At 63.3% G+C, this 16,067-nt stretch carries 17 protein-coding genes; 3 read left to right on the top strand and 14 right to left on the bottom strand.

The genetic code is table 11. From position 1 onward, the window contains the following. Positions 1-299: 299 nt before the first annotated feature. Entirely contained in the window at positions 300-1,457 is a 1,158-nt protein-coding gene (locus AAFP29_RS15590) for a GuaB3 family IMP dehydrogenase-related protein (protein ID WP_419218308.1), read from the bottom strand. Positions 1,458-1,508: 51 nt separating this feature from the next. After that, the gene (gene guaB, locus AAFP29_RS15595) at positions 1,509-3,020 is read right to left on the bottom strand and encodes an IMP dehydrogenase (RefSeq protein ID WP_419218309.1); all 1,512 of its coding nucleotides are present in this window, start codon (positions 3,018-3,020) and stop codon (positions 1,509-1,511) included. 245 nt (positions 3,021-3,265) lie between these two features. Between guaB and AAFP29_RS15600 the strand changes: the two genes are divergently transcribed. Next, positions 3,266-3,640, top strand: coding sequence for a DUF5319 domain-containing protein (locus AAFP29_RS15600; protein ID WP_419218310.1), 375 nt, complete (start codon positions 3,266-3,268; stop codon positions 3,638-3,640). A gap of 43 nt (positions 3,641-3,683) precedes the next feature. Here AAFP29_RS15600 and AAFP29_RS15605 read toward each other — a convergent pair whose 3' ends face one another. From AAFP29_RS15605 to AAFP29_RS15615, 3 genes are all read right to left on the bottom strand, one after another. Beyond that, a complete protein-coding gene (locus AAFP29_RS15605) occupies positions 3,684-4,616 on the bottom strand; it encodes an anti-sigma-D factor RsdA (RefSeq protein ID WP_419218311.1) in 933 nt (310 codons plus the stop codon). Next, positions 4,600-5,187 (bottom strand): sigma-70 family RNA polymerase sigma factor, encoded by a 588-nt coding sequence (locus AAFP29_RS15610; protein WP_419218312.1) that lies wholly within the window; start codon positions 5,185-5,187, stop codon positions 4,600-4,602. The genes AAFP29_RS15605 and AAFP29_RS15610 overlap by 17 nt, the downstream gene beginning before the upstream one ends. Before the next feature lie 239 nt (positions 5,188-5,426). Continuing rightward, positions 5,427-6,221 (bottom strand): hypothetical protein, encoded by a 795-nt coding sequence (locus AAFP29_RS15615; protein WP_419218313.1) that lies wholly within the window; start codon positions 6,219-6,221, stop codon positions 5,427-5,429. A gap of 368 nt (positions 6,222-6,589) precedes the next feature. Here AAFP29_RS15615 and AAFP29_RS15620 point away from each other — a divergent pair, with 368 nt between their 5' ends. Continuing rightward, complete coding sequence (locus tag AAFP29_RS15620) at positions 6,590-6,883, top strand: WhiB family transcriptional regulator (protein ID WP_419218314.1); 294 nt, start codon at positions 6,590-6,592, stop codon at positions 6,881-6,883. Positions 6,884-6,992: 109 nt separating this feature from the next. Here AAFP29_RS15620 and groES read toward each other — a convergent pair whose 3' ends face one another. Together groES and AAFP29_RS15630 are read right to left on the bottom strand one after the other, a co-directional pair. Then, positions 6,993-7,292, bottom strand: coding sequence for a co-chaperone GroES (groES, locus tag AAFP29_RS15625; RefSeq protein ID WP_007319047.1), 300 nt, complete (start codon positions 7,290-7,292; stop codon positions 6,993-6,995). A 157-nt stretch (positions 7,293-7,449) separates the two neighbouring features. Next, on the bottom strand, positions 7,450-8,868 hold the full coding sequence (locus tag AAFP29_RS15630; protein WP_419218748.1) for an MFS transporter: 1,419 nt from the start codon (positions 8,866-8,868) through the stop codon (positions 7,450-7,452). A 154-nt stretch (positions 8,869-9,022) separates the two neighbouring features. Here AAFP29_RS15630 and AAFP29_RS15635 point away from each other — a divergent pair, with 154 nt between their 5' ends. Then, positions 9,023-9,448: a MarR family winged helix-turn-helix transcriptional regulator gene (locus AAFP29_RS15635; protein ID WP_419218315.1), complete on the top strand. Its 426-nt coding sequence runs from the start codon at positions 9,023-9,025 to the stop codon at positions 9,446-9,448. 142 nt (positions 9,449-9,590) lie between these two features. Here AAFP29_RS15635 and tsaD read toward each other — a convergent pair whose 3' ends face one another. The 7 genes from tsaD to AAFP29_RS15670 all read right to left on the bottom strand — a co-directional run bounded on the left by tsaD (position 9,591) and on the right by AAFP29_RS15670 (position 16,063). Further along, positions 9,591-10,622, bottom strand: coding sequence for a tRNA (adenosine(37)-N6)-threonylcarbamoyltransferase complex transferase subunit TsaD (gene tsaD, locus AAFP29_RS15640; protein WP_419218316.1), 1,032 nt, complete (start codon positions 10,620-10,622; stop codon positions 9,591-9,593). After that, on the bottom strand, positions 10,619-11,119 hold the full coding sequence (gene rimI, locus AAFP29_RS15645; protein ID WP_419218317.1) for a ribosomal protein S18-alanine N-acetyltransferase: 501 nt from the start codon (positions 11,117-11,119) through the stop codon (positions 10,619-10,621). Before rimI ends, tsaD begins: the two co-directional genes overlap by 4 nt. Next, positions 11,116-11,796, bottom strand: coding sequence for a tRNA (adenosine(37)-N6)-threonylcarbamoyltransferase complex dimerization subunit type 1 TsaB (gene tsaB / locus AAFP29_RS15650; protein WP_419218318.1), 681 nt, complete (start codon positions 11,794-11,796; stop codon positions 11,116-11,118). Before tsaB ends, rimI begins: the two co-directional genes overlap by 4 nt. Before the next feature lie 89 nt (positions 11,797-11,885). Then, positions 11,886-12,344: a tRNA (adenosine(37)-N6)-threonylcarbamoyltransferase complex ATPase subunit type 1 TsaE gene (gene tsaE / locus AAFP29_RS15655; protein ID WP_419218319.1), complete on the bottom strand. Its 459-nt coding sequence runs from the start codon at positions 12,342-12,344 to the stop codon at positions 11,886-11,888. Beyond that, complete coding sequence (locus tag AAFP29_RS15660) at positions 12,344-13,468, bottom strand: alpha/beta fold hydrolase (protein WP_419218320.1); 1,125 nt, start codon at positions 13,466-13,468, stop codon at positions 12,344-12,346. Before AAFP29_RS15660 ends, tsaE begins: the two co-directional genes overlap by 1 nt. Further along, complete coding sequence (gene alr / locus AAFP29_RS15665; RefSeq protein WP_419218321.1) at positions 13,455-14,612, bottom strand: alanine racemase; 1,158 nt, start codon at positions 14,610-14,612, stop codon at positions 13,455-13,457. The genes AAFP29_RS15660 and alr overlap by 14 nt, the downstream gene beginning before the upstream one ends. After that, a complete protein-coding gene (locus AAFP29_RS15670) occupies positions 14,609-16,063 on the bottom strand; it encodes an NAD(P)H-hydrate dehydratase (protein WP_419218322.1) in 1,455 nt (484 codons plus the stop codon). Before AAFP29_RS15670 ends, alr begins: the two co-directional genes overlap by 4 nt. Positions 16,064-16,067: the final 4 nt, after the last annotated feature.

Genomic DNA, 16,067 nt, shown 5'->3' on the forward strand with positions numbered 1-16,067 from the left:
TCGGCGGCAACAGTCGGAGCGTGCGGAACGCGATGCGCAGGTGCTGAGCCTGTTCGGAAGACGTCGTCCGACTATCCCGAGCCGTAAATCTCGTCCCTGTAAGTGCCCTCGGAGGGCATATTGCCCTTCAATCCTGTTGAGCGGGATGAGATTTCGCGTGGGTACTGGACCCAATAATTTGAGCCCCAGATCCGTTCGGGATTTCACAACTGCTCTCCGCACCAACAGGTCTATCAAGGGAGATTTTCCCTCGGCTCACCTCTTGCCGCAGAATTCAGCCGGCCAGCTCAGCCCCGCCCTCAGGCCCGGACGTTCAGCCCGACCTTCTGGAACTCCTTGAGATCGGAATAACCGGCCTTGGCCATCGAACGTCGGAGCGCGCCAACGATATTCAACTCACCATAGGGGTCATCCGACGGTCCGTTGAGAATCTGCTCAAGGCTAGGACGAGCATCGCCTGCCTCAACTTGCAACAGCGCACCACGCGGCGTCGACGGATGCGCTGCCGCCGACGACCAGTACCAACCACGTCCCGGAGCGCTACTCGCCGCGGCCAGCGGCGTACCGAGCACTGCAGCGTCAGCGCCACAGGCGATGGCTTTCGCCAAGTCACCGGAGGTGTGGATATCTCCATCGGCGAGCACGTGCACATAACGACCGCCGGTCTCGTCGAGGTATTCACGACGCGCGGCTGCGGCGTCTGCGATGGCGGTCGCCATCGAAACACCAATGCCCAGAACCTCATTCGTCGACGTCGCGCCGGCGGCCGAGCCATATCCGACGATGACGCCGGCCGCACCGGTACGCATCAGATGCAGCGCGGTGCGGTGATCGTGGACGCCGCCGGCGATGACCGGAACATCGAGATCGGCGATGAATGTCTTGAGGTTGAGCGGTGTGCGGTCGGACTCATCCTCGTCGTCGGCAGAAACATGCTCCGCGGAGATGATGGTGCCGTGTACGACGAGCAATTCGATGCCGGCCGCGAGCAGGGCTGGCGTCAGCAGTTGGGCGTTCTGCGGGCTGACCCGAACGGCGGTGGTGACTCCGGCATCGCGAACCTGCGCAACGGCCTCACCCAATAGCTCGGGATTCAGGGGGGCGGCATGCAGCTTCTGCAGAAACCGCACGGCGGCTCGTGGATCCGGGTTGTTTTCGGCCACATCGAGCAGCGCTGCCAACTTATCGCCGACGTCGCGGTGCCGAGCCCACAGGCCCTCGCCGTTGAGTACACCGAGTGCACCTAGTTTGCCCAGTTCGATGGCCGTCTCGGGCGAAACCAGCGCGTCGGTCGGATGCGAGAGGATCGGCGAGGAGAACCGGTAGGCATCGATCTGCCAGGCAGTCGACACATCCTTCGAGGAACGGGTCCGACGGGACGGGATTATCGAAATGTCGTCCAGTTCGAAGGTTCGGCGGGCCGTCCTGCCCATGCCGATGTCGACGAGGTCACGCACCTTTGCGCCTTTCGTTGAAACTGCTGGTACACCGACAGGAAAGGATACCGGTTAGTGCGTGTAGTAGTTCGGAGCCTCTGCGGTCAGCGTGATGTCGTGCGGGTGAGATTCCTTGAGTCCGGCCGCGGTGATTTGCACAAACTGGGCCCGCTGCAGGTCCGATATCGACGACGATCCGGTGTATCCCATCGCCGCGCGAAGACCACCGACGAGTTGATGCACCACCTGTGACAGCGGACCGCGGAACGGTACCCGCCCTTCAATACCCTCTGGTACGAGCTTCTCCTCTTTGAGCACGTCGTCTTGGAAGTAGCGGTCTTTGGAATATGACTTGCCCTGCCCACGGCCCTGCATCGCACCAAGCGACCCCATGCCGCGGTAGCTCTTGAACTGCTTGCCGTTGACGAAAATCAGCTCACCGGGCGATTCAGCGGTACCCGCGAGCAACGAACCGAGCATCGCTGTCGACGCGCCGGCCGCCAGTGCCTTGGCGATGTCACCGGAGTACTGCAGGCCACCGTCGGCGATAACTGGAACGCCTGCCTTCTGACAAACTGTCACCGCTTCGAGGATGGCGGTGATCTGCGGGGCTCCCACGCCCGCTACCACGCGGGTGGTGCAGATGGAGCCGGGGCCGACGCCGACCTTCACTGCATCGGCGCCTGCGTCGATCAGGGCTTGCGACGCCTCGCGAGTCGCGACGTTACCGCCGACGACGTCGATCCGGTCGCCGACTTCCTTCTTCAGACGCGAGACCATGTCGAGGACGAGTCGATTGTGGGCGTGGGCGGTGTCGACGATGATGACGTCGACCCCCGCGTCGGCCAGCGCCATCGCGCGTGACCACTGTTCCCCGCCGGTGCCGACCGCGGCGCCGACGAGCAGTCGTCCATCGGCGTCTTTGGTCGCCAATGGATGCTGTTCGGTCTTGACGAAGTCTTTGACGGTAATCAGGCCGGTGAGCGTGCCGTTGCCGTCGACGATCGGCAGCTTCTCAATCTTGTTGCGGCGCAACAGTCCCAGTGCGGCTTCAGCCGAGACACCCTCCTGTGCGGTGATCAGCGGAGCCTTGGTCATCACCTCGGCGACCGGCCGATCGGTGTCAACCTCGAAACGCATATCGCGGTTGGTGATGATGCCGACGAGGCTGTTGCGGTCATCGACGACCGGTAGCCCGGAGATGCGGTAGCGCGCGCACATCGCGTCGACCTCGGCGAGAGTGTCGGTCGGCGAACAGGTAACCGGATCGGTGACCATACCCGCCTCGGATCGCTTCACGGTCTCGACCTGCCCGGCCTGGTCGTCGATGGAGAGATTGCGGTGCAGCACACCCATACCGCCCGCACGCGCCATCGCGATCGCCATCCTCGACTCGGTAACCGTGTCCATCGCTGAGGACACCAGCGGAACGCGCAGGCTGATGTTGCGGGTTACCTGCGTCGACGTATCGACCTCACTGGGGATTACATCCGACGCCGACGGCAGTAACAGCACGTCATCGAAGGTCAGGCCGAGCATCGCAACCTTGCCGGGATCGTCGCCACCGGTGCGTACGTTCGTCATCACATCATCCTATCGAGTTGCCGTTGCTACCGAAGAATCGCGTCGCGAGTCAACGACACTGCGCCATCGACCGCGATACGCCGCCTACCAGTGCAATCAGAAACACTGACCCGGCCACCGATGTTCCCTTCTGTGGCGTACGCCGCACCGTGGTCCGCTCAGGGCGCGTCAACAGGCAGCCGAATTACGCACAGCGCGAACTCTCCGAGGAGTGCATCACGCCTGGCATCGGCTACCGTGGGTATGTGCGCGATCATTTTCCACCCGGCCTTCCGCCGGACCCATTTGCCGACGACCCGAGCGATCCAGCGATGGCGCTCGATTCCGTCGAGCCGGGTGTGCCACTCGATTCGAATGAGCGGCTCGCTGTCGAAGAAGACCTCGCCGACCTCGCCGTATACGAGGCCCTACTGGCCAGGCGAGGTGTCCGGGGTCTTGTCGTCGTCTGCGAGGACTGCCACGAGGACCACTACCACGACTGGGATATGTTGCGCGCCAACCTTCTTCAGCTACTGATCGACGGAACCGTACGTCCGCACGAACCTGCCGTCGATCCTAGCCCCGAGGCGTATGTCACCTGGGACTACTGCCGCGGGTACGCGGACGCGCAAGAGAACTGATCCCGCACAACGTCGAGATTCCTTACCGAAGCGGTCGAATGGACTAGTTCGGCCGGATACTGAGCGGCGGCAGGCCCGTAGTCGGTCGAGGCCTCGGAGTCGCAGTTCTGGTCGATGGTGTCGGCACCGCGGTCTGATCGGTGGTGCTCGGAACCTCAGGAACCGTACTCGGCACCGTCTGGCTGGTCTGCGGCGGCTCAGTGGTCTGCGACGAGCGCAACTGGTTACGAATATCCGGTGGAATAGTGGCCGGATCACTGCTCTTGTCGGACGGTTCGGTCTTGGTATCGGTTGCCGACGCACTCGACTTGGACGTCGCTGCGGTATTCGGCGCGCTCGCACGCAGCCGGCCGATCCAATCGTCCATCTGCTTGCGGGTCTTCTCGTCGCGCACTGGTTTGAGGTCTTGCGCTGCCTTGTCGACCAGCTGCTGCGCCTGTGTGGTTTCGCCGCGTGCCATCGCCTCTTCGGCGAGTTCGAGGTTCTGCTGAGCGTTGGTGGCCGCTTGAGTCTGGCTGGCCTGCTCGGCAAAGACGACCTTCTTCACACCCCACAGCGGGTCACCGGGGGCGGCGCCTTGAGAGAGCACGGTAAGACCGGCGGCCGCGACCACCACGACGGCGGCCGCACCGGAGGCGAGTCGCAAATGCCGGACCGCTTTACGCGCCGGGCGCGGTTGCGATGCGATGATCGCACGTTCGACATCATCGACGGACGGAAACTCCGGGGCGGGCTCGCTGAGCATGTCGTGTCGCCAGCCAGCCAGCAATCCGGCCAGTTGGTATTCGGCGTCGTCGGCGGTCGACACTGGCATGTCCCGCGCGAGCGCCTCAAGAAATTCGTCGTCGGCGCGGACAGCGTTCATGTCCAATGGCTCTTCGGTGCCGTGGTGTTGCCAGCCCGACGAGTCACCCACGTCATTCGACGGCTGGTTGGGTACTGACCCCAACCTGCGGCGACTAAGCTCGTCGCTCATCGATACCTCCGGACCTGTTCAGTTCATCCTTCAATTTGGTGAGGGCGCGATGCTGGGCGACCCGTACAGCGCCGGGCGTACTGCCCACCATCTGAGCGGTTTCATCGGCTGACATTCCGACGACCATGCGCAAGATGAGCACCTCGCGCTGCTTCTCCGGCAGGATGTCGAGCAATTGCTTCATCCGCTCGCTGGTGTCTGCCTGGATGGCCATCTGCTCGGGGCCGCCGGATACCGACGGGGTTTCGGGCACGAGGTCGACCGGGTCTGCCTTAGTTCGGCCGACGACGCGCATAGCGTCGGCAACCTTGTGGGAAGCGATGCCGTATACGAATGCCATGAAGGGGCGCCCCTGATCCCGATACCGGGGCAGGGCAGTCATCACCGCCATCAAGGCCTCCTGCGCGATGTCGTCCGCGGAGAACAGGTGTCGTTCTCCGATTCCAATGCGTCCTCTGCAGTACCGAAGTATCGGTTCCTGCACACTTTCAAGCACTGATTCAAGTGCCGCGCGATCACCCTGCCCTGCGGCAAGGACTGCGGCGTCCAATTCAGCACCCGTCAAGTTCATCGGTAAGGAAGGCCCCTGTGTTACATCGGCTGTTACGGTCGGTGTCAAACGAGCAGGTCGAAGGCGTGGCTGTGGCAGACTCCCGCACGTTGCGACCAATGGCTGCTCGGCTGCGGTCGACCACCGGGTCCGACCCGGCCCTTACTCTAGCGGCGTCAGTGTGAGCGGCCCGAATCGCCCGTTCAGTCGAATGAGTGCGTCACAATGAAAACGCAGGTCACACCTGTCACGCCAATCCATCACATATACATACCCCGACGACGCAATTCTGTTGCGATGTCCGCGAGTTCGGTTCCTACTCCCTCCCGTTCTCCCTCCCGTTGCCCAGCCTGGTCTGCCATCCCCGACAACATGGTCAGGGCGGCCCAACGCAGGGGCAGCAACCCGTTGCCCGCGCAGCGTCGCGCGCACGACGCCGCCAACGCACGCGCTGTATCGACGTCATCGTTTGCCGCCGATGTCGCCGCCGCGATCAGGTCGGTTTTGATCCGATGACGTTCGGACGGCACCGATCGCGCCGCGTCGACGCCACGTCCGCTGTGTTCGACGGCGGCGGCGAAGTCACCACGATAGAGCGCAAGTTCGGTACTGACCCAACACCAACGAAGGTGGATGCGATCGCCGAAGATAAATCCGGCGTCGGACCCTATTGCCGGCAATACCTCTTCCTCGACTCGATTCAGCAGTCGCCCGCTCGCCCCGAATCTGCCGATCCCCAGGTTGTCGGCGGCTAACCCGGTGAGTGCGTCGCCGAGTGCCGCGACCGTCGACGCCGACGGATCAGCGTCGGTCCCCGCGAACGCGAACGATGCCGCCGCACCGTCAACGGTCGCGGCATCGGAGTGCCGGCCAGCTTGCCTGATCCAGGACGCACGTGTGCTGGCACACAGTGACGCAACGACCGGATCGGTGCCTCGAAAGGCATCCGACAATTGCCGCATTCTGCCTTCACCTGCACGAACATAACCTTGCGCACCAAGCGTTACGACGTTGTCCCACCACTGCCGCACAAACGCTGAGTTTGGAGTTTGCATGAATTTAACCTGCCGAATTCTCGCCGATATTCGTCACACTAGTCACCAGGGGATGGCACCGCTATTTCCCTGATGTTAATCGACATCGCCGAGGGTCACGGTGACGCCATGCCTGAACTACCTCGCAAGCAGCGGCATCGAGGCTGGTCAGCCCAGTTTGCGCAGCTCAGATCCATCGATGATGGCAACACCAAACTCGTGGAACTCGTTTGATCAGAAGCCAACTAAACAGTTAACAACCGGGAAACAAATACACGTTTTCGACACGAAATAGCCGAATTGACTCTATTTCTCGGCGCTGCCTAATGTGTGCATTGCACTTCGATAGCAGTCGCTGAGACAGCCGTCTTTCCGAAGAGGAGAACGCAATGCCGTTGCCACATGAGCTACCCGGTCCTAACGCCGATATCTGGGACTGGCAGATGCAAGGGATGTGCCGCGGCGTCGAGTCGTCGGTGTTCTTCCATCCCGACGGAGAGCGTGGCCGCGCCCGCGCCCAACGCGAGCGTCGCGCCAAACAACTGTGCAACCAGTGCCCGGTACTCGCGTCCTGCCGTGAGCACGCGCTGGCCGTGGCCGAACCGTACGGAATTTGGGGCGGGTTGTCCGAGTCAGAGCGCGCGATGCTGATCAAGCGCGGTCGACGTCGAATGGTCAGCTGAGCGCATTCGTTCCTACCCGACTTCGAGCTACTCAGCGTCGCTCCTCAATCGAAAAGTCCGCCCCGGCTCCTGATGGAGGCCGGGGCGGACTTGTCTGTAGTGCGAGTTGCTAGCTGACGACAGCGAGCACGTCGCGGGCCGAGAGGATCAGGTAATCCTCGCCGCCGTACTTGATCTCGGTGCCGCCGTACTTGCTGTAGATCACGACATCGCCCTCGGCGACGTCGAGCGGGATGCGCTTGTCGCCATCCTCGTCCCAGCGGCCGGGTCCAACAGCGATGACCTTGCCCTCTTGGGGCTTTTCCTTGGCCGTATCGGGGATAACTAGGCCCGACGCGGTGGTGGTCTCAGCCTCGACGGCCTGCACCAGGATCTTGTCCTCAAGCGGCTTGATGTTCACGCTCGCCACGATGTGAGTCCTCTTCTTTCGTTGGAGAAGTAAAGTTTGCGGCCCTGATGTGATCGCCTCGCCGTCGCGGGTGAACGAGGATTTCTCACAGTGCCACCTAGCACTCTATACAGGAGAGTGCCAGCACTCAAGGGGGGCGGGTGACAGCTTCCCAACCCTACGAATTAATCGCGCTCAATGCCTTCGCCTTCGCGCCGACAACGAGCGCTCCGACGAGACCTATCAACGACAACCCGCTGACTACCCAGATTGCCGTGGACATACCCGGCAACGGTTGGCCGGGCACCACCGCTTCGTGCGACGAAGCCAAGATGGCTGTTACCACCGCCATCATGACCGCTCCGCCGACTTGCGCGAAGGTGTTGACCAATCCCGAGGCCAGGCCCTGCTCATCGTCGTCTACGCCGGCGGTTCCCTGCGACATGACCGACGGGAAGGTCAGGGCGAAGCCGACACCGAGCAGAATTATCGTCGGCAGCAGGAAGCCCGCGTACGAACCGCCGCTCTCATGCGACCGCTCGAACCACAGGTACGCACCGAGGAACGCCGCAAAGCCCACCACCAGCAGTAGCTGGGTCGGCACTCGGTCGAGTACCTTGTCCATCTTGGTCGCGCTCAATGCGACGATCAGCCCAGCGGGCAGAAAGCCCAATGCCATCGCCAGCGGCGACCAGCCAAGTGATCGCTGCAGGTACAGGGTGACCACGAACTGGAATGCTACGTAGCCGCCGAACATCAACGCAGCTGAGATATTCGCCTGCACCAGCGACACTGATCGCAGAATTCCCAAGCGCAGCAACGGATGTCGATGCCTCATTTCGACGACGACGAACACGGCCATCAACACCGCAGCGGCTACCAGGGTCACGACGGTCGCCGGTGCGGCCCAGCCGACGTCAGGCGCGCGAACCACGCCGAACACCAACAGCAGAAGCGATCCGGTGCTCGTCAGCGCGCCGATCACGTCGAATTGCGCCCATCGGAACGACGGTGCGGCAATCTTGGGAATCACCCGCATACCGACGACGAACAGCAGAAGTGCAACTGGTCCAGGGAACAATAGCGTTGCCCGCCAGGACAATTCGGTCAACAGACCGCCGAAGACGAGGCCAAGGGAAAATCCACTCGCGCCGCAGACCGTATAGATACTGAGCGCACGGTTGCGAGCGGGACCTTCAGCGAAGGTGGTGGTAATGATCGACAAGCCGGCCGGAACCGTGAATGCCGCCGCGATCCCCTTGATGAAGCGCAACGCGATGATCAGCCCGTTGATATCGACGACGGCGCTGATTACCGACGCGACGCCGAAAACCCCCAGTGCGGCAAGGAATACGCGACGTCGACCGAATAGGTCGCTGGCCCGGCCGCCGAGCAGCAACAGCCCGCCGTAGCCAAGTACATAGCCGCTGACGATCCACTGCAGTTGCGACGAAGTCATGCCGAGGTCGTCGCCGATCGACGGTAGCGCTACCCCGACCATGGAGATGTCGAGGCCGTCGAGGAATAGTGCGCCGGCCAATACGACCAGCAGGAGCCACACCTTCGGTGACCACCCCGAGCCGGTCGTGATGTGCATTCTCGGGCCGAGACGCGCCTGCGTCTCGACGGTGGACAGTTCTGCGGAGACAACCTGTGATGAAGTCACGTCGGCAACTATATGCGTTCGCATCTAATGCGTCTACATTAAATGTTGGTGGATATATTTCCGCTGCATGTGATAGCATGCGGCTATGGGTTCGAAGGCGGACGCGGTCAAAGACGACGAGCTGGCAGCGGCATGGCAGGAGCTTTCGGTCCGCTACCACCGCATTCAATGCACCCTCGACCGCGAATTGCAGGCGAACCACCAGCTCACATCGAGCGAATTCGAGGTTCTGGAGCTGCTGATGCGTGGCAACGAACACTCCGCACGGATGAGCGAATTGGCCGATCACGTCCACCTGAGTCAGAGCGCGACGTCGCGCGTTGTCGCTCGTCTGGAAGCGGATGGCCTGCTGGCCCGCAGCATGTGCAGCAACGATCGTCGGTCGGTTTTCGCCGCGCTCACCGATGCGGGTGTGCAGCGGTACACCGAGGCACGGCCGACGCAACGTCGGGTATTGAATGATCAATCAGTCGGCTGCCAACAACTCCTGGTGACTGCGAAAGTCCAATAGCCCCAACACAACTGGACGCAAGGCATGAATTTCCGACCACGAAAACGGCGCCGTGGAGGGCGGGATTCTGCCAACTGAATCCGGGTGAGGGGCCCGCTCCCCCACACTCGACCATTCCGCAGATTTCAGTTCGCTTCAGTGACTAGGCGACGCTTATCTGAACCGACATTCCCGGGTCCGTCGCCACCGTCAGCGCCGACGGACGCGCTCCACCCGCGATCACATGAGCGCCGAGCGTCGCGATCATGACGCCGTTATCGGTACATAGTCGCGGCTTAGGCACCCGCAGTGTGATTCCTGCTGCGACACAACGCTCTTCGGCGAGACTTCGCAGACGAGAGTTGGCCGTGGCTCCCCCGCCGAGTACCAGGGTCTTGACACCGAGATCTGCACACGCACGGAGCGCCTTCATCGTGAGTACATCGGCCACGGCCTCTTGAAACGACGCCGCGACATCGGCGACCGGCACCGGCACCGCGTCGCGATCGCATTTCTCCACATAGCGTGCGACGGCCGTCTTCAGCCCGCTAAACGAGAAGTCATAGCGCGCGTCGCGCGGGCCGGTCATACCGCGCGGGAACGGGATCGACGTCGGATCCCCCTCGCGCGCTAGGGTATCGAGCACCGGTCCGCCGGGATAGCCGAGACCGAGCAACCGTGCGACCTTATCGAACGCCTCACCGGCCGCATCGTCGACGGTGGTCCCCAGCTCGATGATCGGTTGCGCTAAGTCCGACACATGCAGCAGATGTGTATGTCCACCGGAGACCAGCAACGCAACACATTCGGGCATAGGTCCATGCTCGAGTGTGTCAACCGCGACGTGTCCACCGAGATGATTGACCGCATACAGCGGCACTTCCCACGCGAGCGCATACGCTTTCGCGGCCGCGACCCCCACCAGAAGCGCACCGGCCAGGCCCGGGCCGATGGTCACCGCGATCGCGTCGGGCTTATTGATCCCCGCAGCCGCCAACGCTCGCCGCATCGTCGGCACCATTTCCTCCAGATGCGCGCGCGAAGCCACTTCTGGAACCACGCCACCGTAGCGCGCATGCTGCTCGACGCTCGACGCCACCTCATCTGCCAACAGGGTCGTCGTACCGTCGCCATTCCAGCGGACAATGCCGACTCCCGTTTCATCACAAGAGCTTTCGATTCCCAGCACTATCATGAGGGCTCCTCGCCGCCGGCCGCCATCGCGGCCACGCCGGCCGCCTGACGGATCATCGTGTACGCGTCCGCTCCCGACGGCTGGTAGTACCCTTTGCGCACCCCCGACGTCACGAACCCGTTGCGTTCGTAGAGCGCGATGGCCGCGTCGTTGTCGACCCGAACCTCCAGAAACACCGGCGCTCCAAGGTGATCGGCCACCGCCAGCAGTTCTGCCAGTAAGGCCCATCCCAATCCCAGGCTGCGGTGGGTAGGCGCCACCGCGATGGTGTGGATTTCGCACTCGTGCGCGCCCTCGGGACCGAGGATTGAAATGCCTGCATAACCGATGACGTCGCCGTCAATCGACTCTCGGGCGGCGAAGTAGCGGTTGTACGGTGCGTCGAGTTCAGCCCGGAAAGCCGCTGCGGGCCAAGGAGAATCACCCGCGAACATCTGCTGTTCGAGGACCGCGCACCGCTCGACGTCCGAGCGGCGCAGTGCGCCGATGAAGGTCATCGACGCTTCTTCTGATCTTTGAGTTCCACCGCATCTGGACGTCGAAGATACAGTGGCACAAGAGGGTCGGGCGCTCTTCGTGCCAGCACCGCGTTGGCGGCCACCGCCGCGAGTCCAGCGACCGACGGCCGCCGGACTCGGCCGACCGGAACGCCGAATCGATCGGTGAAACCATCGGTACCCACCACCAGGTCGACCGACCTATCGGCAAGGTCATCAGCCAGCGACTGTGGCGCAAGTACATTCGGCCCCTCGATACGCTGCGCGCCGCAATACAACGCCCAGTACACCTCGCGACGACGTGCGTCGGTAACCGCCAACACTGTGGACGTATCGACTACACCGTCGGAAAGTTCTTCTGACACCAGGGCATCAAGGGAACACACGCCATATACCGGCAGATCGAGTGCGTCTGCGTAGGCGGCTGCGGTCGCCAGCCCGACTCGCAGCCCGGTGAACGGGCCAGGGCCGCATCCAACGACGACGGCGTCGAGCTCGGATCCCGCCACGCCGGCATCAACAAGTGATCCGGCGATCAGGGTGGTGAGCAGTTCAGCATGCCTGCGATGATCGGTGACCGTACGCTCGGCGACGGTCGTCACCTGACCGTCGACCGATATCTCCGCGACACCGGTGACCACCGCATCGGTCGCGGTGTCGATGGCCAAAACCCTCACGCCGACTCCTTGTACGTCATCCCGCAGTACTCATTTCGCAGTACTTCATCCGCAGTACATCATTTCGCAGTACTTCATCCCGCAGATCGTCATCGCGCCGCTTCACACCATTCCCAGCTCACTTCGCGCACATCCGAATCAGGTTGTCGCCGTAGCCGAACCATCAGGTATCTCGACACGAGTCGTTCGGCGACCCCCTCACCCCATTCGACGACCACCACCGAGTCGGCGAGGTCGGTGTCGAGGTCGAGGGCATCGAGTTCTTCGTCGAGCGGTACCGCCGAGTCGGTCAGTCGGTATGCGTCGACATGCACCAGGCCCGGCCGATCCGGTGCGCCGGCCCGATGAACACGCGCAATGATGAAGGTCGGTGACGAGACTCGACCCTGCACTCCAAGACCTGCGGCGATACCTCGGGTCAACGCGGTCTTACCCGCGCCAAGCGGCCCGTCCAGAATTACGACATCACCCGCGCTCAGTGTCGCTGCCAACCGAATTCCGAACGCTTCGGTATCGGCTACGTCAGGCAATGTAATCGTCTGTGCCATTAGGCCCGCCGTCCCGCACGAGTTTTGCGCTTGGTGGTGTTCACCTGCGCCAGTACCCGGTGGACAAGTTCGACGATCGGTTCGGTAACCGATTCGGGCTGTTCCATCAAGACCATATGCCCGGCGGCCTGGACGATCGTCAGTCGTGTTGTAGAACCAAGTTCCCCGTAGAGGTCATAGGAGTTGTAGTAGGGCGTCATCCGGTCTTCGTCGCCACAGACGACGATGGTCGGGAGTTTTGCGAGGACGCTCAGCGCATCGGACTCGTCATGTGATTCCAAGGCGTGCAAGAAATTGACGATGGTGTGGATCGGCGTGTTCTGCAGCATCGACTCCACCGCGCGATCGGTTGCCGGACTGTAGAAGTCAGATCCCCAGCTCGCCGCAAGCAGGACCGGCTCGAGCAGTTTGCGAGTGCTACCGCGACCAGCCTGGACTAATCTCGGTGCGCGACGCACCGCGAGCCGAAAGGCGTCGATGACCGGATTTGACAGACCTTCACCGAGGCCGGCTTCGGTCAATCCTCTTGCAGCGGTGGCAATGAGCCCAACCCCGACGATCTGACCGTCAGGTGCGAATAGGGTGGGATGCCGGCGCGCGGCTCCCATGATCGCCATACCGCCCATCGAATGTCCCACCAGCACAACGCGACCGGAGGGAACCAACTGTTTGACAACCGCCGCGACATCGTCACCCAATTGCGAGATGGTGCAGGTGTCGTCGGGTGCGGGATCGCTCTTCCCGTGTCCGCGATGGTCGTAGAAGACCATCGCAATCGACAATCCTTCTTCGGCCCAACGCTTTTCGAGGGCGAATCGCTGAAAATGCCAACTCGCCATTCGCAAGCTGAAGCCGTGCACGAAGACCAGCGTCAAGTCGGGCTCTTTCGGTCCGACCCGACGAACCTCCAACCGCAGGCCGTCGTCAGTACGGGCCGACAGCGGCTCGCCGTCGTAGATCGCGCGGAAGTTCTCACCGGCCTGGGGATCGACGAGTAAGGAATCTCGGCGCGCTCTCCTGCTGGTGGTCACCCGCCGCGTTACTCCGGAAGCGGTTGCGGCACCTAGTGATCCGACGCTACCGGTACCGGCCCGCCACATCCGCTTGCGCTCACGCCTGGTCATTGTCGATCACTTCCGATCGCGCCCCACCGACGTACTGGCGGAACACTCGGGTCCCCAACCCGGACACAATCTCGTAGTCGATGGTGCCAGTGGCCTCGGCCCAGTCCCGCGCCGTCGGACCGCCGTCAGCACCGGTGCCGAATAGTATTGCCCGGTCCCCTTCGGCCACGCCCCCGCCGTCGGGGCCGAGATCGACGACAAACTGATCCATACACACCCGGCCGACTCCGGCGAAGGATTGACCGTTGATGAAGACCCGGATCCGCCCCGACAACGTCCGCGGCACACCGTCGGCATAGCCCGCCGGGATTACCGCGATCATGCTGTCTCGCTGAGCTATCCACGTCTGACCGTAGGACACTCCCTCGCCGGCCCGGACCCGCTTGACCAACGCCACCTCGGCTGACAGGGTCATCGCGGGGATCAGCCCGAAATCGCCTAGTGCAGGGATCGGCGTTCGGCCGTAGAGTGCAATACCCGGACGAACGATATCGCGGGAAAGGTCTTTCCGGCTAAGTGCCGCAGGAGAATTGGAGATATGCACCAGCTGCGGCGCGATGCCAAGGCGCGCCAGATCAGCCACCGCCGCGTCGAGTTCGGCGGCCTGCGCCGAGTTCAGTGGATTGTCCGGCTCGTCACCGCAGGCAAGATGGGTCATCATGCCCTGCAATCGAATCGAATTGTCCGCCAACGCTTTCGCGCACCCGTCGACAAAATCTGACCACTCTTCAACAGCAACACCACTGCGGCGCAGTCCGGTGTCGACCTTGATCGTAACGATGGCCGTGCTGCCTACCTCCCCTGCCGCGGCGACGACCGCGTCGAGTTGGCGCGGCGACGACACCGCGATATCAATTCCAGCAGCGACTCCGGCGGCGAAGTCGGTGGAACCGGTATGTAACCACGCGGTGATCGGCGCCTCGATACCAGCCCGCCGCAGCGCCAGCGCCTCCGGCAGCCGCGCCACACCCAATCCGGCGGCTCCCGCTGCGAGGACGGTACGCGCCACCGGTACCGCACCGTGACCGTAGGCATCGGCCTTGACCACCGCGAGCACGTCGCTGCCCGATGTGTCACGAAGCACACCGACGTTATGCGCTATCGCGGAGAGGTCGATGGTGGCGGTCAGATCTGGCGAAGTCATCGATTCCATTGTCGCACCACCGCGCCGGCCGAGGATCGGCGCAGCCGGGCGATCGCCGGGGAAATAGCGTCAAGCAGGCGTGATGCACCGAGTGGCGCGTCCCCGGCCCCGACCTGGGCGGCCACCGCGTGTACGCGCGCCGCCATCGAAGCGGCATCGACCGTGCTCAAGCCGGTGGCGAGTAGTGCACCGGCGACGCCGGCGAGCACATCACCCGACCCGGCAGTGGCCGCCCAAGACGAGCCGGCGTCGTTGCCGACGACCGGAAGACCCGCTTGCGGTCCGGCGATCAGCGTCGTACGTCCCTTCAACAGGACGGTTACCCCCAGTCGCTGCGCGAGTTCACCGACCGCCGCGGCCCGGTCATCACCGACGGGGTGTCCGGCGAGCCGTTCGAACTCACCCGCATGCGGAGTGAGCAGGGTCGGCGCGGTGCGTGACGACAACAGATCAGGCGTCTGCGCGACGAGGGTGAGTCCGTCAGCGTCGATAAGGACCGGGACGTCGGTAGCCAGCACAGTGCGCAGCCGGTCGCGGGCATCGTGGTCGGTACCGAGTCCCGGTCCGACCACCCAGGCTTGCACGCGACCGGCCGCCTGCGGCGTAGCACTGACCACCACTTCGGGAAATCGCGAAAGCACTTCCGCGCCAACCGATCCCGCATACCGTGTCATTCCCGACGTCGCGTGGATCGCCGCGCCGGTGCACAACACCGCCGCACCCGGATAGTGCGGCGAACCCGCCACGACCCCGACCACACCCTGCGTGTATTTATCATCGGCCGGTCCGGGCACCGGCCAACGTCGGCCGACCTCCTCGTCGGTCCAGCTCGTCAGGTCGGCACCGTCGACCTCGCCGAGTCCGATATCGATCAATTCGACGCGTCCGCATTGCGCGGCGGCCAGCAGGTGTGCTTTGCGCCGGATGCCGAAGGTCACAGTGACGTCGGCACGGACGGCCGGGCTATGGACAACGCCGGTGTCGGCGTCGACTCCCGAGGGCAGATCCACGGCGAATACCGGCGCGGTAACCGCGGCGAAAACCGTTGCGGCATCGGGTCGAAGCGGACCGGAACCGCCGATCCCCACCACCCCGTCGACCACGGCATCGAGGTTCGCCGGGAGCGCGCCGACGACGCGGCCGCCACTGCGTCGCAAAGCGCCCAGTCCCGCCGTATGGACGCGAGACGGATTGAGCAGCACCGCGAACACTGCTACCCCGCGTCTGGCCAGCCGGGCACCGGCGAACAGCGTATCGCCGCCATTGTCGCCCGAACCGACCACCAGGCCAACCCTGCGGCCATAACATCCGCCCGAGGAAACAAGATATGCCGCAACGCTATTGGCGACTCCGGCGGCCGCGCGCTGCATCAATACGCCGGAACGCAGAAGTTCACCGGTCTCCACCTCGGCGGCTCGAACGGCCGACGCGGTGAAATAGTCGACGGACATCAGG

Source organism: Gordonia sp. CPCC 205333 (assembly GCF_048537885.1).
Taxonomy (GTDB): domain Bacteria; phylum Actinomycetota; class Actinomycetes; order Mycobacteriales; family Mycobacteriaceae; genus Gordonia.